Origin of the sequence: Mesorhizobium sp. BR1-1-16, from assembly GCF_020165495.1 — a bacterium.
Taxonomy (GTDB): Bacteria; Pseudomonadota; Alphaproteobacteria; order Rhizobiales; family Kaistiaceae; genus Kaistia.
In genome coordinates, this window is sequence record NZ_JAIUIE010000002.1 from 92,055 (window position 1) to 109,070 (window position 17,016).

The following is a 17,016-nucleotide window of genomic DNA, read 5'->3' on the forward strand; positions in this document are numbered from 1 at the left end:
AGTGATGGCGGATTACATCATTGTCGGCGGTGGGCCGGCCGGCTGCGCGATCGCCGCCCGGCTTTCGGAAGACCCGGCCGTCAAGGTTCTGTTGCTCGAGGCGGGCGGCCGGGACAACAATCTGCTTTATCACTGGCCGGCCGGCTTCGCGAAGATGACCAAGGGCATCGGTTCCTGGGGCTGGTCGACCGTGCCGCAAAAGCACATGCAAAACCGCGTGCTGCGCTACACGCAGGCCAAGGTGATCGGCGGCGGTTCGACGATCAACGCCCAGCTTTACACGCGCGGCAACCGCCTCGACTATGACGAGTGGGCGCAGGCTGGCTGCCGAGGCTGGTCCTATGAGGATGTGTTGCCCTATTTCCGTCGCGCCGAGGACAACCAGCGTTTCAGCGACGAATTCCATGGCTATGGCGGGCCGATCGGCGTTTCGATGCCCGTGGCACCCTTGCCGATCTGCGATGCGTTCATGCGCGCGGCGCAGGAGGCGGGCATTCCCTACAATCATGATTTCAACGGCGCTCGCCAGGCCGGTATCGGCTTCTATCAGCTGTCGCAGAAGAACGCCCGCCGCTCCTCGGCCGCCACCGGCTATCTGAAGCCCGCCGCGGCGCGGACGAACCTCACCGTCGAAACCGGTGTCCAGGTGCTGCGCGTCGTCGTGGAAAAGGGCAGGGCGGTCGGCGTGGAGGTCGCGGACGGCAATGGTGGAACGCGCATCCACCGGGCCGAGCGGGAGGTGATCGTTTCAAGCGGCGCCATCGGATCGCCGCGCCTGCTGATGCTGTCGGGCATCGGGCCGGCCGACCATCTGAAGTCCGTCGGCATCGCGGTGACGCATGATCTTGCCGGCGTCGGCGGCAACCTGCAGGACCATCTCGATCTCTTCGTGATCGCTGAATGCACCGGCGATCACACCTATGATTCCTATGCGAAATGGTATCGATCGGCCTTCGCCGGGCTTGAATATCTGATGTTCAAGAAGGGTCCGGTCGCCTCCTCCCTCTTCGAGACTGGCGGCTTCTGGTATGCCGATCCCGAAGCCCGCTCGCCCGACATCCAGTTCCATCTCGGGCTCGGCTCCGGCATCGAGGCGGGCGTTGCCAAGCTGAACAATGCCGGCGTCACGCTCAACTCGGCCTATCTCCGTCCTCGCTCGCGCGGCACAGTGCGCCTGGCCTCAAGCGACCCGGCCGCTGCGCCGCTGATCGATCCGAATTACTGGGCCGATCCGCATGATCGCGAAATGTCGCTGCGCGGCCTGCGTCTGGCTCGCGAGATTTTCAGCCAGAAGGCGCTGAAGCCGTTCATTCTCGCCGAGCGGCTGCCGGGCGCGGGCGTCGTGAGCGATGAGGACCTGTTCGACTATGGCTGCCGTCACGCCAAGACGGATCACCATCCCGCCGGCACCTGCAAGATGGGTGTCGATGCGGATGCGGTGGTCGATCCGGAACTCCGCGTCCAGGGCATCGAGGGCCTTCGGGTGGCAGACTCTTCGATCATGCCACAGGTGAATTCGTCCAACACCAACGCCCCGACGATCATGATCGGCGAAAAGGCGGCTGACCTTATCCGTGGCGTCCAGCCACTGCCGAGGGCTACAATTGCCGCCGTCGAAGAAGCGCGGCCGCGAGTCGCTTGAAGAAAAGGGCAGGAAACCAGCATGATCACCCATTGCGTGTTCATCCGATATCGAGCTGATGCCACGGACGCCACGCGCGACGATATCTACAAGGCGTTGCATGGACTTCGGCCGCGAATTCCCGGCCTGACCGGCATCGTGATCGCCGCCAATTCAAGTCCTGAGGGTCTCGACAAGGGCTTTTCCGAAGGTTTCATCGTCACGTTCCGCGACGCCAAGGCGCGTGATCAATATCTGGCCGATCCGGAGCACGCGAAGGTCGGCGGCATGATCGTGGCGGCGGCCGAGGGCGGCATCGACGGGATTTTCGTCTACGATCTCGATCACTGATCGCGTCGAGGATTGAACAGGGTTTCAACCGGATCACGTCGCGCCGAAGCTGGCGCGGCGCGGCGGTTCGCTGCTAAGACGACGCTAGAGTCGCGTTGTCGGATGGAACCGTGTCATGTCGCTGAACAAGATTGAGGACGCCATTGCGGCGATCGCCGCCGGCGAACTGGTTGTCGTCGTCGACGATACCGATCGCGAGAACGAGGGCGACCTGATCATGGCGGCCTCGAAGGCGACGCCGGAGAATGTCGCGTTCATGATCCGCCACACCAGCGGCATCATCTGCGTGCCGCTGACGCCGGAGCGGGCCGAGCACCTCCACCTGCCGCCGATGGTCGCCAACAACCGCGATCCGATGCGCACCGCGTTCACCGTCACCGTCGATTACCGCGTCGGCCTCACGACAGGCATATCGAGCGAGGAGCGCGCCAACACGATCCAGGCGCTCGCCAATGACAATTGCACCGCGGGCGATTTTCTGCGCCCCGGCCACATCTTTCCGCTGATCGCCCGCGATGGCGGCGTACTGATCCGCTCCGGTCATACCGAGGCGGCAATCGATCTCGCTCGCCTCGCCGGGCTTGAGCCTGCCGGCGTGCTCGCCGAGGTGGTCAATGACGATGGCACGGTCAAGCGGCTGCCGCAGCTGATCGAATTCGCGCGCGAGCATGGCCTGAAGATCATCTCGATCGAGGATCTCATTGCCTATCGCGCCCGTACCGAGAGCTTCGTCAAGGAGGTCGACAGCTTCCAGGTTCCCGTCGGCGGCCGTACGGCAATGGCCCATGTCTATGAGACGCCGTTCGATCCGATCCAGCATCTCGCTATCGTCTTCGGCGACATCGCCGAGCAGCCCGATGTTCTCGTGCGCATTCATCGCGCCAATCCGATCAGCGATCTTGTCTCGCGCGGGCCGGATTCGAAGGGATGGCTGGAGACGACGCTGCGCAAGGTCGGCACGGCGGACCGCGGCGTGTTCCTGATGATCCGTGATCCCGCGGTCGCGCGTCCCGACGGGTCGCTGCCCGGCGATGGCGAAGAGCAGCATCTCTCGGCCCGGCAGCGCAAGGAGCGCTGGCGCGAGATCGGCGTCGGGGCGCAGATCCTGCGCGACCTTCGCGTCCGTTCGATCCGCCTCATTTCCTCGCAGGAGCGGCAATATGTCGGCCTGCAGGGCTTCGGCATCGAGATAACCGGCCGCGAGAGCGGAGACTGAGCAGCAGTCGGAACTCTTTTCTTCTGGCGGCATTGTCTTGCCGAGCGGTGCTGAGACCGCAGAAGAGACGGAGCTTCCTGATGCTGAACTGGGCTATCCTTTTTCTGATCGTGGCGCTTGTTGCGGCTGTCCTCGGTTTCGGCGGTATCGCCGGCACGGCTATCGGCATCGCAAAGATCATTTTCGTCGTCGCGATCGTGCTGTTCCTGATCTCGGCCGTCATGCACATGATGCGACGAGCCTGACGCAGTCGATCTCATCGAACGAAAGCCTGCCGCGGCAACGCGGCAGGCTTTTTTGTTCAGGTGATAACCGCTGCGGCGAGAGCACGCCCGACCGTGGCGATCGCTGCGTTGCGCGCTTCGAAGCTCGCCGAGGTCTCTGTGATATAGACGGCGGCGATCAGCGGCGTTCGGCCCGGCGGAAAGATGATCGCGACATCATTTGTCGTGCCATGATTGCCGCCGCCGGTCTTGTCGCCGATGCGCCAGCGCTTGGGCAGCCCGGCACGAAGCTTGGCATCGCCAGTCTGGTTGGCCAGCATCCAGTCGCCGAGCTGCTTTTTCGAGGTGTCAGACAAGACCGAACCGAGCAGCACGGCCTGCAATGAACGCGCCATGGCAAGCGGCGTCGTCGTATCGCGATCGTCGCCGGGTGAGGCTTCGTTCAAGGCCGTTTCCCACCGGTCAAGGCGCGTCGAACCATCCCCGATCGATCGCACGAAGCTGGTCAATCCGGCCGGTCCGCCGATCGCTTTCAGCATCATGTTGCCGGCCGTGTTGTCGCTTGTGGTGAGAGCCGCGGCACAGATATCCGCGAGGGTCATGCCCTTGCTGTCGATATGCTGTTCGGTGACGGGGGAATGTTCGACCAGATCGCCGGGCTTGATGATGACGCGGCGGCTGAGCGAGTCCGTGTCGGCATCGACCCGCTGCAGGATCGCCGCCGCGGCCAGCACCTTGAACGTGCTGCAGAGCGGGAACCGTTCATTCGCCTTATAGAGCCATTGTCGACTGATGACGCCGTCGAGAATGGCAACCCCCAGCCGGCCCGCAAGGGACGCTTCGACAGCAGCAAGCTGTGGGCGGAGGTCGGCTTTTGCAGGCGCCGCTGACCCGCCCGTTGCAAGCCAAGGCAACGCCGCGGCCGAGCCTAGCGTCGCAAGGCATGTCCGCCGCGTCAGTCGTGGCACCATGGCGAATCCCCCTTCGTACCGGCAGCCGGCCTGGCGGAGATCGCTCGGGTTTCGGTCAATTTAATGGCGAGGCCTGGCTCTTGACGGTAGCGAAGCTTGGCATTTGGCGCCAAGCTCGGCGCCTCAAGCGCGCAGGCGCATCGCGTCGGCGATTTCGTGGGCTGACTTCTCGGCGCTATCGCCGCCGGGCAGCGTGACCCCGCCATTCATGATCTCTTCGAGGCGGGCGCGGGCGCGGGAGACACGGCTCTTCACGGTCCCGATGCGTACACCGCAGATCTCGGCCGCTTCTTCATAGGAAAATCCGCTTGCCCCGATCAGCACGAGCGCTTCGCGCTGCTCGTCCGGCAACAGCCGCATGGCGCGCAGGAAGTCGTCGAGCTCGAGATGTCCCGGTTGGCCAGCAATGTCGGAGAGACGGCTGGCATGCGTACCCTCGGCATCTTCCACCTCGCGGCGGCGCTTGCGAACTTCGGAGTAGTACTGATTGCGAAGGATCGTCACCAGCCAGGCATGCAGATTGGTGCCTTCCTGGAACTTGTCGCGATTGGCGAGAGCCCGCATGACGGTCTCCTGCACGAGGTCGTCTGCACGGTCGCGATTTCCAGAAAGCGATCGAGCGAAGGCACGCAACATCGGCAATGCCTCGACCAGTTCATTCCTCATGAATATCTCCTCGGCGCTGAACGCCGCTTGCGAAGGAGAAAGTCGCGCGTAGCGTCATTCGCCACTCTTGGTATGCGCGCCCGGCTGCTCGTCGATCCGCTCCAGAAGCGACATGATGTCGTCCGGCAACGGTTCGTTCAGCGCATCATCGAAGACGCGGCGCAGCTGTCGGCCGATCCAGTCTTCTTTGCTGTCGCGCCCGGGTGCCATCGCCGGCCCGGGGAGAGGCGGCGCACCCTTCACGTCCTTGTCATCATTGTTCACGTTTTCTGTCCCAGAAGTTGCCATGCGGCTCACCCGTATCCACAGTGTCGCGACCGGACCCGGTGCCTCCTCTCGGTTCGCGGCACTGTCCAATGCGTCATCTGAATTTTGGTTCCCGCCGGCTGGAACTGAAAGCGACAATATGCGTTGCTACTCAGAACACACCGTCCTGCCGAGGGAAAAACCATGCCTGATAGCCTGTCGCAGATGCTGGCTCCGCATCTGCCATTCCTGCGCCGCTACGCCCGCGCGCTGACGGGGGGGCAACGCAGCGGCGACGCCTATGTGCGCGCCTGTCTCCAGGCGATCATCAACGAGCCTTCCGCCATCCAACGCGACGTCCATCCCAAGGTTGCGCTCTATCGCCTTTTTCATGCGATCTGGTCGGGCACACAGTTTGGCGAAAACGCCGACATCGATGGGATCAGCCGCCAAGAAGCGACTGCGCAGCAACGGCTTTCCGAAATGACGCCGGAGAGCCGGCAAGCCCTGCTTCTTTCGACGATGGAAGGCTTCTCGGACGCCGACACCGCGGCCGTGATGGGCGTTGACGAGCAGTCGATCCAGCCGCTCATCGCCGAGGCTCTGAACGAGATCCAGCGCCAGACGCATACGCGCGTTCTGATCATCGAGGATGAGCCTATGATCTCCATGGACCTTGCAGGCATCGTTCAGGAACTCGGCCACGAAGTCGCGGCGATCGCGAGGACGCGAACCGAAGCGGTGGCCGCGGCCGGCGCCGAACTGCCTGGCCTCGTGCTGGCCGATATTCAGCTCGCCGATGGCTCGTCCGGTATCGATGCGGTGAAGGACATCCTGGCCGGCTTCAGCGTGCCGGTGATCTTCATCACAGCCTTCCCGCAGCGTTTGCTGACGGGCGAGCGTCCTGAGCCGACATTCCTTCTGACGAAGCCTTTCGATCCGCGCACCGTCAAGGCCGCGATCAGCCAGGCACTCTTCTTCAATTCGACCGCTTCCATGGCGGCCTGAAGATCGTCCGACGATGAACGTCGAGAGGCCCCGGAGCGATCCGGGGCCTTTTCTTTATCGACGCCGTCCGATGCCGGACAGGAGGCCCATGGCGAAGGCGACGGCAGCGGTCGTGGCGTCCCCGCTTTCGGCCGGGCGTCTCCGCGTCCGGCCGCTATAGTTCGCACTCACATAGATGATGAGACCGACCACCACGAAGACACCGGCTGAGACGAGCTTGGCCGTCCTTGGGCCGAGGGCGATGACGAGCGCGTCATAGCCCGCCGCCGCCGCGAAGGCGACGCCGATCAGAATGAACACCGCTGCAAGCGCGGTCCAGGCGAGCTTCTTCAGGGTCCGCGCGGTCGCCTGTGCCGCCACCGCGGTGGCGATACTGGCGAGAGCTCCGAAAACCCCGCTCATCGGCGGCCCAGGACGGCGCCGATGACGAGGCCGATGCCGGCAGCGATCAGGACGGCCGGAAGCGGATTGGCTGTGATGCGGCCCTGAAGGTCCTCCGCGAGCTGCTCGCCGCGGCGATGCGCGTCGTGGGCGGCGCCATAGGCGGCATCGCCGGCCCGGCTCGCCGCGTCGCGCAGAGCTTCGGCGCTGGCGCTCGCATGTTCCTTGGAATAGGAGCGAACGGTGTCCGTCAGGGACAACAGCTCCGCCTGGATCGCCTTGATCTGTTCGGAGAGGTCGGAACCCGCGGTCTTTTCTGCCATCATGCACTCCTGTTGATTGGTTCGCGCTTTGCTGCGCGCCCTGTCGCCGGTGACGGCTGCAGCGTGACTATAACGCGGCAGCGGCCAATTGTGGTGTCGAGCCTTGCCACTTCGGACAATTCGTTCGTCGCGGTTAAGGCAGCACCATCCTCGCGGACAACGGACAAGGACGGCCGCAGTTCCCAGCTGTGATCAATCGCCGAGGCCCGCAAGGCGCCCGGGCAGGGACTTTCGTCGTGGCGGCGCCCATCCGCCGATCTTCGACGTGGCGAGCCCGAGGGAAACCAGGCTTTCGATGAGGCGCACGGCCGCCGAGACGCCTTCGATGACCGGCAGGCCGTGCTCACCCGACAGCGAGCGGGCAAGATCGGCGAGCCCCGCCGTGCCGAGGACGATCGCGTCGGATCGGTCCTCGCGGATGGCGCGATCGATTTCGGCCGAGATGCGGTCGCGCGCCGCGGAATGCGGATCATCGAGCGAATGCAGCGAGATCTCGGCGACGCGCACCCGCGCGCAGCGGCCGCCGAAGCCATAGCGGACGAGATTGTGCTCGATCAGCGGCACCGTGCGCACATGCGTGGTGATCACAGTGAAGCGTCCAGCGACGAGGCTCGCGAGATGGAAAGCCGCCTCGCCGATGCCGATGACCGGCGCGCGCGCGAGCGAGCGGGCAGCGTCGAGGCCGGGATCATCGAAGGCGGCGATGACGTGTCCCGAGACACCGTCGCTCTCTCCCCGCGCGACCTGCTCGACGAGCCCGGCAAGCGCCAGGGCCGCCTCGACCGGGCCCTCGATCGAGGCCGGTGCATCCTCGGCCGAAACGGCGATGATCTCGGTGCCCGCTGAGGCGAAGGCGCGGCCTGCCGCCGCGATCCGTGCCGTGGTGCCGGGCGCGCTGCCTGGATTGATGATCTGAATGCGCATGAAGGGCGTTATACGCCCCGGCCGGCGTCCGATCCATGCCGGCGACGGCGAGCCTGCACGATCAGCAGCGTCAGGATGGCGGTGCCGATGACGGCGAAGGAAACCGCCGTCGTCACGGTGCCAAGCGCATAGATCACCGGCGTCGTCACGGTCGTGGTGAGGCCGCGCAAGGTCAGCGGCAGCGTGTTGGCCGAGCCGACCGCCTGGCTCGATCGAGCGATCTCGTCCCAGGACAGGGTAAATCCGAACAGCGCGACGCCGATCAGCGAGGGCAGGATCATCGGCAGCACCACGAAGCGGAAGGTCTGCCAGGGCGAGGCGCCGAGGTCGCGCGCGGCTTCCTCATAGGCCGGATTGAAGCGGTTGAAGACGGCGAACATGATCAGGAGGCCGAAAGGCAGCGTCCATGTCAGATGCGCGCCAAGGCCCGACGTAAAAAGGCCCATCAGTGTCTGGAAATTGTCCTGGATCGACGAGCCGATGAAGCCGAGGAAATTGGTCCAGGCCGTCGGGTTTTCGATGTCGACATAGTTCTCGACGAGGCTGTCGCCCCAGCCGGTGATCGTCTGGTTGAAGAGCTGGAATTCGAGCGCGATGCCGAGCGAAACGACGATCGACGGCAGGATCAGGCTGGCGATGGCGGTGAAGAACAGCGCGTCCTGGCCACGGAACCGGCGGCGGAAGGCATAGCCGCCGAGGATCGAGATCACCACGGTGATAATCGTTACCACGATGCCAAGCTTCAGCGAATTCGACAGCGCATCGACGACATTGGGCACGCCGATGCCGGCCCAGAGGTTGTGGAACCAGTGCAGCGAGACGCCATTCATCGGAAACGTCATGCCGCCGCTCGGGCCCTGGAACGACAACACCAGAATGGTGATGGTCGGGCCGTAGAGAAACAGCACATAGAGCGCGAACACCGCCGAGAGGATATAGAAGGCGCGCGAGCGTGTTTCGGTCATCGCTCAGAGCTCCTTGCGGATGTCGACGAAGCGCAGCAGCGTCCAGATGATCATCAGCACCGCCGCGAGAAGGACGATCGCATTGGCGGCGGCGATCGGGAATTGCAGCGCCGTGATTTGCGTCTCGATGACCTTGCCCGCCGAGGCGATCTGCTGGCCGCCCATCAGGCCGATGGAGATGAAATCGCCCATCACCACGGTGATGACGAAGATCGAGCCGATCGCGATGCCGGTCTTCGACAGCGGCACGATGACGTTCCAGATCGTCTGCCAGGCGCTGGCGCCGTTGTCATAGGCGGCCTCGATCAATGACTTGTCGATGCGCGACATCGAATTAAGGATCGGCACGATCATGAAGACCGTGTTGATGTGCACCAGCGACAGCGTCACCGAGAAGCTCGAATAGAGCAGCCAGTCGACCGGCTCATGGGTGATGCCGGCGCCCATCAGCGCCTGGTTGACGAGGCCGTTGCGGCCGAGCAGCGGAATCCACGAGATCATCCGGATGACGTTCGACGTCCAGAACGGGATCGTCGTCAGCAGCGCCAGCACGATCCGTGTCGTCGGGGACTTGATCTCGAACACGAGGTAATAGGCGATGGTGAAGCCGAGCACGAGCGTGATCAGCCAGACCATGAGGCAGAATTTCAGCGTCGAGAGATAGGTGCGGAAGGTCGTGCAGAGGTCCGGCAGGCTGTCGATGCACTTGTCGAAGGCGCTGGCATAGTTGTCGCCGACAAGGGCCGGTTCGATCGAATAGCCGGTATAGGTCCAGAAGCTCACCATGAAGGTGATGGCGAGCGGCAGGACGAAGAAGACGAGGAACACGATCGCAAGGGGCGCGGCCTGCCAGTAAGGCGTCCAGCGCGATTTCTCATCCAGCATGGGGCGAGGCTCTCCGTCCGTCGGCGCGGGCGTCGAGCGCCCGGGGAGGCGCCGGCGGGGTTGGCCCGCCGGCGGGATCGTTCGGCCGATTAGGCGGCGATGAACTCGTTCCACTTCTGGATCATGTAGGCGTTCTCATCCATGATCGAGTTCCAGCAGGCGACCGCGCCCATGCGCGTGTTGTAGGAGCCGCCGTCGCGGACCGTGCCGGCCTTTTCGAGCAGGCCGCCATCGGGACCCATGATGTCCTTCTCGGCCGGCTTGCCTTCCATCCAGAAGGCCCATTCGTAGGGCTGCATGTTCTCCTTCGCCGTCTCCAGCACAGCGGCATAGTAGCCCTGGCGATTGAGATAGGCGCCGGCCCAGCCCGACAGGAACCAGTTGATGAATTCATAGGCCGCGTCGAGCTTCTTGCCCTTCAGCGTCTTCGGCAGGCCGAAGCCCGAAGCCCAGGCGCGATAGCCCTCCTTCAGCGGCTGGAACGTGCAGGGAATTCCCTTGAGGCGCACGGCGGTGACGGCCGGCGACCACATCGACTGGATGACCGTCTCGCCCGAGGCCATCAGGTTGACGCTCTCGTTGAAGTCGGTCCAGAAGGCGCGGAACTGGCCGGCCTTCTTGGCCTCGATCAGGGTGGCGATCGTCTTGTCGATCTCCTCCTTGGTCATGTTGCCCTTGTCGCCATACTGCACCTTGCCCATCGCCTCGTTGACCATGGCAGCGTCCATGATGCCGATCGAGGGGATGTTGAGGATGGCGGCCTTGCCCTTGAATTCAGGGTTGAGCAGCTCGGCCCAGCTTTCGATCGGGCGCTTGATCAGGTCAGGGCGGATGCCGAGCGTGTCGGCATTATAGGTGGTCGGGATCAGCGTGATCCACTCGGTCGGCTCCTTGGCGAATTCCTTGCCGCGCTGCTTCTCGAGGTAGAACACCTTGTGCGGCGCCGTGCCCTGGTCGCCAATCTTCTTGCCGTCGACTTCGCCCTTGGTCATTGCGGTGGCGAGCTTGTCGACCAGCTTCACCTTCTTGGCGTCGATCCCCATCAGGTTGCCAGAGGGAATGAGGTTGCGCAGGCTGAAATACTCGGTGTCGACGAGGTCGAACGAATCCGGCTGCGTGATGATGCGCTTCGTCACGTCGTCGGTGGTGACGGTCACATATTCGATGTTGATGCCGGTGATTTCCTTCGCCTTGGCGGCGATGGCCGGCGACTGGTTGGTCGCCGTCGAGAGATAGCGCAGCGTGATCGGCTCGTCGGCATGCACGGCGGGGAAGCCGGTGACGACTTGCGTGCCGATGAAGCCGGCGGTGATGGCCGAGCCCTTCAGCAGCGTGCGGCGTGACATCCCGCCGTTATCGGTCTTCTTCATGGGGCACTCTCCTCTGGTGGAAACATTGCCGCTAGGCGGCGAGCTCGTGGATATCGGCCGGGTCCCAATGGACCTTGACCGCCTCGCCAGCCTCGAACGGGCGGCTGTAGAAGATGCGTTCCGGAACGATCGCCATCATCTCGACGCCGGTTTCGGTGGCGAGGCTGACATGGACGGCGATGCCCTGATATTCGACGTCGCGCACCACCGCCGGCGTGCCGTGGCCGCCGCTCGAAAGCTGCAGCCGGTCGGAGCGGATGCTGAGCTTGCGGCCGTCTTCCGGGATGATGTTGTGGCCGCCGATGAAGCGGGCGACGAACTCGGTCGCCGGCGCGTTGAAGATGTCGCGCGGGGCGCCGGCCTGCTCGATGCGCCCGTTGTTCATGATGATGACGAGGTCGGCGAGCGCCATCGCCTCTTCCTGGCTGTGCGTCACATGGATGAACGAGATGCCGAGTTCGCGCTGGAAGCGCTTGAGCTCGGCGCGGACGCGAACCTTGAGGAATGGATCGAGCGCGGAAAGCGGCTCGTCGAGCAGCAGGATCTGCGGGTCGGTCACGAGCGCGCGGGCAAGTGCGACGCGCTGCTGCTGGCCACCGGACAATTGGCTCGGCAGGCGCGCCTGATAGCGCTCCATGTCGACCATCTTGAGCGCTTCGGTCGCGCGGATCGAGCGGTCGACCTTGTTCGAGCCCTTCATGCGCAGGGGGAAGGCAACATTGTCGCGCGCCGAGAGATGGGGAAACAGCGCATAGGACTGGAACATCATCGCCGTGCCGCGCTTGGCCGGCGGCAGGTCGTTGACGACCTCGGGGCCGAGCACGATATCGCCGTCCGAAACGCTCTCATGGCCTGCGATCATGCGCAGCGTGGATGACTTGCCGCAGCCGGATGGGCCGAGCAGGCAGCAATAGGTGCCAGCCTTGATCTTGAGATCGATGCTGTCGACAGCGGTCGTCTCACCGTAGCGCTTGGTGACGGAAGCGAGTTCCAGATCGGCGGGTCTTGCCATCGTGGTCTCCGTTGGGGCCACGTTTCTGATCGCAAGTCGTGTGCCAAGCCGCTCCGCCGCGCCGCCTATGCGAAAAAAGCGTTGCCGCAGCGGGATTTGCACGCCCGGCGAGCGCGTGGCTCCTCCCTGAGCTGCTTTCGTTTGCATGCACAAAGATTCAGCGTTGAAGACGATGAATTGCCTCAATCGTATACGATCGCGGTCTTTGCGCTCCGCGTGGGCTCCTTTACTCTCGGGTTTGTGGTTCGGCGGAGGGATCTTCCGGCGCCGACCCGGGAAAAGGCGACGATGCCGAGCGACGAGCGCGTGGCTTCCTTCTCCGCGATGGAGCTCCGTGTGCCGCTGCGCAGTGCGCGGGCGGCGATCGTCTATCGCGAGTTGCTCGCGGCCATCCTCGATCACCGTCTCACGCCGGGAACGCGCCTGCCCGAGGACGAGATCGGCGCCGTTTATGGAGCCAGCCGCACGATCGTCCGGTCCGCGCTCGAAGCGCTGTCGCATGAGGGTGTCGTTCATATCGAGCCCAATCGCGGCGCCATGGTCGCGCAGCCGACCGTCGCAGAGGCACGCAGCGTGTTCGAGGCGCGGCAGCTCATCGAGCCGCGCGTCGCGAGCGCCGCAGCAGCGCGCGCCACCCCGGCCCAGATCAAAGCGCTCGCTGCAGAGGTCGAGGCTGAACACCGGGCCCTGCATGACGGCGATCATCGCCGGGCGATCGTCCTCTCCGGCAGCTTCCATATCCTGATCGGGGAGATCGCCGGCCAGCCGGTCTTTGCCGGCTTCGTGCGCGAACTCGTCGCCCGCTCGTCATTGATCATCTCGCTCTACTGGCGGCGGAAGGAAGCGACCTGCGCCACTCCCGCACATGGCGCGCTGATCGCTGCGCTGGCCGCCGGCGATGCAGCCGGCGCGGCGGCGCTGATGGAGGCGCATATCGCCGATCTTCTCGAGGGGCTCGACCTCGTCGAGCGTCCGGCCATGCCGGCTTCCCTCGCCAAGCTTCTGGTCGCCGAGCCTGCTGCTCGTTGAGGCTTCGGTGCGGGCCGCCAAGCGCCGCCCATACTGCCTCAAGGCAGTTCATGCCAAATTTTCGATCATTCGCAGATTGGAACTGCTCGAATACACGCCTTGACGACCGATCTGGAATTTGTCCAAATGATCAAGAGTTTCCGGCAGGCGCGACGCCTCACAAGAAGGCGCGCCAGTCCGGGCCAGGGATCGGCCGAGGGGCCGCGAGGGAGAGTGATCATGGCGACCAGAGCGCCGGACATCGCTGCGGGCCGTTTGTCGCCCGAGCAATATGCCGTCAATTTCAGTGACATCCATCCTCCGCTCAGCCGCCATGAGGCGCTGGTCGAGGCGGATCGCTGCTATTTCTGCTATGATGCGCCCTGCGTGAAGGCGTGTCCGACCACCATCGACATCCCGCTCTTCATCCGTCAGATCCTGACCGACAATCCGATCGGCTCGGCCGAGACGATCCTGTCGCAGAACATTCTCGGCGGCATGTGCGCCCGTGTCTGCCCGACCGAAACGCTGTGCGAGGAAGCTTGCGTCCGCGAGGCGGCGGAGGGCAAGCCGGTCAAGATCGGCCTGTTGCAGCGCTATGCCACCGATACTCTGATGGACGAAGTGGGCGAGCAGCCTTTCGAGCGCGCGGCGCCGACTGGCAAGCGCGTCGCCGTCGTTGGCGGCGGTCCTGCGGGCCTTGCCGCGGCGCACCGCCTCGCCATGCATGGTCATGACGTCGTCATCTATGATGCGCGCCAGAAAGCCGGTGGCCTCAACGAATACGGTATCGCCGCCTACAAGGCGCCCGATGATTTCGCGCAGGACGAGGTCGAGTTCGTCCTTTCAATCGGCGGCATCACCGTCGAACACGGCAAGGCGCTCGGCCGCGACGTCCAGCTCGGTGATCTCCGCGGCGCCTATGATGCCGTGTTCCTCGGGATGGGCCTTGCGGGCGTCAATGCGCTGGCGCTTGAGGACGAGGCTCTGCCCGGTGTCGCTGACGCCGTCGGCTATATCGCGGATCTCCGCCAGGCCGAGGATCTCGGCGCGCTGCCAGTCGGCGGCCGCGTGGTGGTGATCGGCGGCGGCATGACGGCCGTCGACGTCGCGGTGCAGTCGAAGCGGCTCGGCGCCCGCGAAGTGACCATGGTCTATCGGCGCGGGGCGGAGAAGATGGGTGCCTCGCTCTATGAGCAGGAGCTGGCCGCCACGAGCGGCGTCGTGATCCGCACCCATGCGAAGCCGCTGCGGCTGGTAGTGGAGGATGGCCGCGTCGTTGGCATTGTCTTCGAGGAGACGGCCGAGCAGGACGGACGTCTGGTCGGTACCGGCGCAACGTTCGAACTGCCCGCCGACATGGTATTCAAGGCGATCGGCCAGATCCTGGTGCCGGCCGCGCTCAACGGGTCGGCTGAGACGATCGGGCTTGACGGCGGCAAGATCCGCGTCGATGCCGAGCGCCGCACGACGCTTTCCGGCGTTTGGGCGGGCGGCGATTGCGCGGCAACCGGTGAGGACCTCACCGTTGCCGCCGTCGCCGATGGTCGCATCGCCGCTGAATCCATTCATCGCGCCTTGAGCGCGGGCTGAGGGAAGGCATCGCTATGGCCAATCTCGCGTCGAATTTCATCGGCATCAAATCGCCGAACCCGTTCTGGCTCGCATCGGCGCCGCCGACCGACAAGGCCTACAATGTCGTCCGCGCGTTCAAGGATGGCTGGGGCGGCGTCGTCTGGAAGACGCTCGGCACTGATCCGCCGGTGGTCAATGTGTCCGGCCCCCGCTATGGCGCGATCCATTCGAATGACCGCCGCCTGATCGGCCTCAACAATATCGAGTTGATCACCGACCGGCCGCTCGAGATCAATCTCCGCGAAATCAAGGAAGTGAAGCGCGATTGGCCCGACCGCGCGCTCGTCGTCTCGCTGATGGTGCCCTGCGAGGAGCAGTACTGGAAGGATATCCTCGCCAAGGTCGAGGAGACCGAATGCGACGGCGTCGAGCTGAATTTCGGCTGCCCGCATGGCATGTCCGAGCGCGGTATGGGCGCCTCGGTCGGCCAAGTGCCTGAATATGTCGAGATGGTCACGCGCTGGTGCAAGCAGCACAGCCGCATGCCGGTCATCGTGAAGCTGACGCCGAATATATCCGACATCCGCCAGCCGGCCCGCGCCGCCAAGCGCGGCGGCGCCGATGCCGTCTCGCTGATCAACACCATTTCCTCGATCATCGGCGTCGATATCGACACCTTCTCGCCGCTGCCCTCGATCGATGGCAAGGGCAGCCATGGCGGCTATTGCGGTCCGGCGGTGAAGCCGATCGCCCTCAACATGACCGCCGAGATCGCCCGCGACGCCGAGACGCGCGGCCTGCCGATCTCAGGCATCGGCGGCGTGACGACGTGGCGCGACGCAGTCGAGTTCATGGCGCTCGGCGCCGGCAATGTGCAGGTCTGCACCGCGGCCATGACCTACGGCTTCCGCATCGTGCAGGAGATGATCACCGGCCTCTCCGAATATATGGACAGCCACGGCTTCACGTCCGTCGACGAGATTACCGGCCGCGCCGTCGGCAATGTCACCGACTGGCAGTATCTCAACCTCAACTACGTCGCCAAGGCGAAGATCGACCAGGATCTCTGCATCAAGTGCGGCCGCTGCCATATCGCCTGCGAGGACACCTCGCACCAGGCCATCACGTCGATGGTCGACGGCATCAGGCATTTCGAGGTCATCGACGCCGAATGCGTCGGCTGCAATCTCTGCGTCAATGTCTGCCCGGTGCAGGACTGCATCACGATGGAGGAGATGGTCGCCGGCACCGATCCGCGCACCGGTTTCCCGGTCACCGGCGAATATGCCAACTGGACGACGCACAAGAACAACCCAATGGCCAAGCCCGCCGTGGTCGCGGAACCTGCCGAGTAAGCCGGTCGTCGGATCACTCTGCGGTTTGCCTCGGCGCGATACCGAAATGTCGGCGAAAGGCATGCCCAAACGCGCTTTCCGACGTGTAGCCGACATTGGCAGCCACGGTCCGGACGCTCTGGTGGCGTGAAGCCAGAGCGACGCGGGCGCGCGTCATCCGCCAGTTCCGGATATAGGCAAGCGGCGGCACGCCGACATGGCGGTTGAAGGCTGCCGAGAATGCCGCGCGTGACATGCCGGCCTCGGCCGCCAGATCAGCGACGGTCCAGGGCCGTGCTATGTCGCCGTGGAGGCTCTGGAGCGCCCGGCCGAGGCGAGGGTCTGCCAGTGCTCCGAACCAGCCGTCAATCGCCTCCGGCGCGGTTGCAAACGCCCGGATCGCTTGCACCATCAGAACTTCGGCCAATCGTGTCGTGACGATGGACCGGCCGATGCCGGCTATCGCCGTCTCGTTGTCCAGAAGATCGAGAACGGCCGCGATCACGTTCGACTCGGGCGTCGCGCCGGAGATGTGCATCACTGCCGGGAGCAGATCGAGCAGGAAGGCTCCGACGCTGGGCGCGAAGGAAATTCCGCCACCAAGCGCGACCGTTTCGTCGCCGCCAAGATTCAGCAGGTCGTTTCCGTCGGCGTAAAGCGGGGAGCCGTCGATCGGCGGCACATCGGGATCGCTGGCGATCGTATAGGCGCTCCTGCCGATCAGGCAGCAGTCGCCGGCAAGGATTCGCAGGGGCGGCTGGTTCTGCGTCAGCAGCCAGCCCGACCCACGCAAAAGGGCGATGAATTTCAGCCGGTCGAGGGCGGGGAAGGCCAGCGCCCATTCGCCGGCTCCCTCGAAACGGGTGATCCGGATGGGCCGCGCATCGAGCACGGTCAGCACATCCGCCAGAGGATCCGACATTTGAGACGATCGCG

19 protein-coding genes are annotated in these 17,016 nt (G+C 64.5%); 8 read left to right on the forward strand and 11 right to left on the reverse strand.

Translation table 11 applies throughout. The features are described from left to right. Nucleotide 1 precedes the first annotated feature (1 nt). The 4 genes from LB518_RS06330 (at nt 2) to LB518_RS06345 (ending at nt 3,433) form a co-directional block, all read left to right on the forward strand. The gene (locus tag LB518_RS06330; RefSeq protein WP_224575720.1) at nt 2–1,642 is read left to right on the forward strand and encodes a GMC family oxidoreductase; all 1,641 of its coding nucleotides are present in this window, start codon (nt 2–4) and stop codon (nt 1,640–1,642) included. Nucleotides 1,643–1,663: 21 nt separating this feature from the next. Further along, nucleotides 1,664–1,972 (forward strand): Dabb family protein, encoded by a 309-nt coding sequence (locus LB518_RS06335; RefSeq protein ID WP_224574567.1) that lies wholly within the window; start codon nt 1,664–1,666, stop codon nt 1,970–1,972. Nucleotides 1,973–2,087: 115 nt separating this feature from the next. Next, nucleotides 2,088–3,188, forward strand: a complete 1,101-nt coding sequence (gene ribB, locus LB518_RS06340) for a 3,4-dihydroxy-2-butanone-4-phosphate synthase (protein ID WP_224574570.1) — start codon at nt 2,088–2,090, stop codon at nt 3,186–3,188. Between the two features lie 80 nt (nt 3,189–3,268). Then, a complete protein-coding gene (locus LB518_RS06345; RefSeq protein ID WP_073057876.1) occupies nt 3,269–3,433 on the forward strand; it encodes a DUF1328 domain-containing protein in 165 nt (54 codons plus the stop codon). Nucleotides 3,434–3,489: 56 nt separating this feature from the next. On the opposite strand, the gene bla is transcribed toward LB518_RS06345, so the two are convergent. The 3 genes from bla to LB518_RS06360 form a co-directional block, all read right to left on the reverse strand. Next, nucleotides 3,490–4,383, reverse strand: a complete 894-nt coding sequence (gene bla, locus LB518_RS06350; protein ID WP_224574572.1) for a class A beta-lactamase — start codon at nt 4,381–4,383, stop codon at nt 3,490–3,492. 123 nt (nt 4,384–4,506) lie between these two features. Next, on the reverse strand, nt 4,507–5,049 hold the full coding sequence (locus LB518_RS06355) for a sigma-70 family RNA polymerase sigma factor (RefSeq protein ID WP_224574574.1): 543 nt from the start codon (nt 5,047–5,049) through the stop codon (nt 4,507–4,509). A gap of 54 nt (nt 5,050–5,103) precedes the next feature. Further along, the gene (locus tag LB518_RS06360; RefSeq protein ID WP_224574576.1) at nt 5,104–5,406 is read right to left on the reverse strand and encodes a NepR family anti-sigma factor; all 303 of its coding nucleotides are present in this window, start codon (nt 5,404–5,406) and stop codon (nt 5,104–5,106) included. Between the two features lie 93 nt (nt 5,407–5,499). Here LB518_RS06360 and LB518_RS06365 point away from each other — a divergent pair, with 93 nt between their 5' ends. Continuing rightward, entirely contained in the window at nt 5,500–6,303 is an 804-nt protein-coding gene (locus tag LB518_RS06365) for a response regulator (protein WP_224574578.1), read from the forward strand. Nucleotides 6,304–6,357: 54 nt separating this feature from the next. Here LB518_RS06365 and LB518_RS06370 read toward each other — a convergent pair whose 3' ends face one another. From LB518_RS06370 to LB518_RS06400, 7 genes are all read right to left on the reverse strand, one after another. Continuing rightward, nucleotides 6,358–6,705, reverse strand: a complete 348-nt coding sequence (locus tag LB518_RS06370; protein ID WP_224574580.1) for a hypothetical protein — start codon at nt 6,703–6,705, stop codon at nt 6,358–6,360. Next, nucleotides 6,702–7,007, reverse strand: coding sequence for an ElaB/YgaM/YqjD family protein (locus LB518_RS06375; RefSeq protein ID WP_224574582.1), 306 nt, complete (start codon nt 7,005–7,007; stop codon nt 6,702–6,704). The genes LB518_RS06370 and LB518_RS06375 overlap by 4 nt, the downstream gene beginning before the upstream one ends. A gap of 192 nt (nt 7,008–7,199) precedes the next feature. Further along, entirely contained in the window at nt 7,200–7,931 is a 732-nt protein-coding gene (locus LB518_RS06380; protein ID WP_224574584.1) for an aspartate/glutamate racemase family protein, read from the reverse strand. A gap of 8 nt (nt 7,932–7,939) precedes the next feature. Continuing rightward, nucleotides 7,940–8,896, reverse strand: coding sequence for an ABC transporter permease (locus LB518_RS06385; RefSeq protein ID WP_224574586.1), 957 nt, complete (start codon nt 8,894–8,896; stop codon nt 7,940–7,942). A gap of 3 nt (nt 8,897–8,899) precedes the next feature. Then, nucleotides 8,900–9,781 carry an ABC transporter permease gene (locus LB518_RS06390; RefSeq protein WP_224574588.1) on the reverse strand — a complete coding sequence of 294 codons (882 nt, stop codon included), beginning with the start codon at nt 9,779–9,781 and terminating at the stop codon, nt 8,900–8,902. Between the two features lie 89 nt (nt 9,782–9,870). After that, nucleotides 9,871–11,151 (reverse strand): ABC transporter substrate-binding protein, encoded by a 1,281-nt coding sequence (locus LB518_RS06395; protein ID WP_224574590.1) that lies wholly within the window; start codon nt 11,149–11,151, stop codon nt 9,871–9,873. A gap of 31 nt (nt 11,152–11,182) precedes the next feature. Then, nucleotides 11,183–12,163 carry an ABC transporter ATP-binding protein gene (locus LB518_RS06400; RefSeq protein WP_224574592.1) on the reverse strand — a complete coding sequence of 327 codons (981 nt, stop codon included), beginning with the start codon at nt 12,161–12,163 and terminating at the stop codon, nt 11,183–11,185. A gap of 324 nt (nt 12,164–12,487) precedes the next feature. On the opposite strand from LB518_RS06400, the gene LB518_RS06405 reads away from it, so the two are divergent. From LB518_RS06405 to preA, 3 genes are all read left to right on the forward strand, one after another. Beyond that, nucleotides 12,488–13,192, forward strand: a complete 705-nt coding sequence (locus tag LB518_RS06405; RefSeq protein ID WP_502845805.1) for a GntR family transcriptional regulator — start codon at nt 12,488–12,490, stop codon at nt 13,190–13,192. A 219-nt stretch (nt 13,193–13,411) separates the two neighbouring features. Continuing rightward, on the forward strand, nt 13,412–14,764 hold the full coding sequence (locus tag LB518_RS06410; protein WP_224574596.1) for an NAD(P)-dependent oxidoreductase: 1,353 nt from the start codon (nt 13,412–13,414) through the stop codon (nt 14,762–14,764). 14 nt (nt 14,765–14,778) lie between these two features. Further along, nucleotides 14,779–16,101, forward strand: a complete 1,323-nt coding sequence (gene preA, locus LB518_RS06415; RefSeq protein ID WP_224574598.1) for an NAD-dependent dihydropyrimidine dehydrogenase subunit PreA — start codon at nt 14,779–14,781, stop codon at nt 16,099–16,101. A gap of 13 nt (nt 16,102–16,114) precedes the next feature. On the opposite strand, the gene LB518_RS06420 is transcribed toward preA, so the two are convergent. Then, nucleotides 16,115–17,002 carry an AraC family transcriptional regulator gene (locus tag LB518_RS06420; protein ID WP_224574600.1) on the reverse strand — a complete coding sequence of 296 codons (888 nt, stop codon included), beginning with the start codon at nt 17,000–17,002 and terminating at the stop codon, nt 16,115–16,117. Nucleotides 17,003–17,016: the final 14 nt, after the last annotated feature.

Bases quoted from the DNA above. Each gene is read 5' to 3' on its own strand.
- LB518_RS06385 (WP_224574586.1), bottom strand. From the start codon at position 8,896: ATGACCGAAACACGCTCGCGCGCCTTCTATATCCTCTCGGCGGTGTTC.
- LB518_RS06355 (WP_224574574.1), bottom strand. From the start codon at position 5,049: ATGAGGAATGAACTGGTCGAGGCATTGCCGATGTTGCGTGCCTTCGCT.
- LB518_RS06335 (WP_224574567.1), top strand. From the start codon at position 1,664: ATGATCACCCATTGCGTGTTCATCCGATATCGAGCTGATGCCACGGAC.
- LB518_RS06375 (WP_224574582.1), bottom strand. From the start codon at position 7,007: ATGGCAGAAAAGACCGCGGGTTCCGACCTCTCCGAACAGATCAAGGCG.
- LB518_RS06345 (WP_073057876.1), top strand. From the start codon at position 3,269: ATGCTGAACTGGGCTATCCTTTTTCTGATCGTGGCGCTTGTTGCGGCT.
- LB518_RS06420 (WP_224574600.1), bottom strand. From the start codon at position 17,002: ATGTCGGATCCTCTGGCGGATGTGCTGACCGTGCTCGATGCGCGGCCC.
- preA (WP_224574598.1), top strand. From the start codon at position 14,779: ATGGCCAATCTCGCGTCGAATTTCATCGGCATCAAATCGCCGAACCCG.
- LB518_RS06405 (WP_502845805.1), top strand. From the start codon at position 12,488: ATGGAGCTCCGTGTGCCGCTGCGCAGTGCGCGGGCGGCGATCGTCTAT.
- LB518_RS06390 (WP_224574588.1), bottom strand. From the start codon at position 9,781: ATGCTGGATGAGAAATCGCGCTGGACGCCTTACTGGCAGGCCGCGCCC.
- LB518_RS06365 (WP_224574578.1), top strand. From the start codon at position 5,500: ATGCCTGATAGCCTGTCGCAGATGCTGGCTCCGCATCTGCCATTCCTG.
- LB518_RS06400 (WP_224574592.1), bottom strand. From the start codon at position 12,163: ATGGCAAGACCCGCCGATCTGGAACTCGCTTCCGTCACCAAGCGCTAC.
- LB518_RS06370 (WP_224574580.1), bottom strand. From the start codon at position 6,705: ATGAGCGGGGTTTTCGGAGCTCTCGCCAGTATCGCCACCGCGGTGGCG.
- LB518_RS06380 (WP_224574584.1), bottom strand. From the start codon at position 7,931: ATGCGCATTCAGATCATCAATCCAGGCAGCGCGCCCGGCACCACGGCA.
- ribB (WP_224574570.1), top strand. From the start codon at position 2,088: ATGTCGCTGAACAAGATTGAGGACGCCATTGCGGCGATCGCCGCCGGC.
- LB518_RS06395 (WP_224574590.1), bottom strand. From the start codon at position 11,151: ATGAAGAAGACCGATAACGGCGGGATGTCACGCCGCACGCTGCTGAAG.
- bla (WP_224574572.1), bottom strand. From the start codon at position 4,383: ATGGTGCCACGACTGACGCGGCGGACATGCCTTGCGACGCTAGGCTCG.
- LB518_RS06410 (WP_224574596.1), top strand. From the start codon at position 13,412: ATGGCGACCAGAGCGCCGGACATCGCTGCGGGCCGTTTGTCGCCCGAG.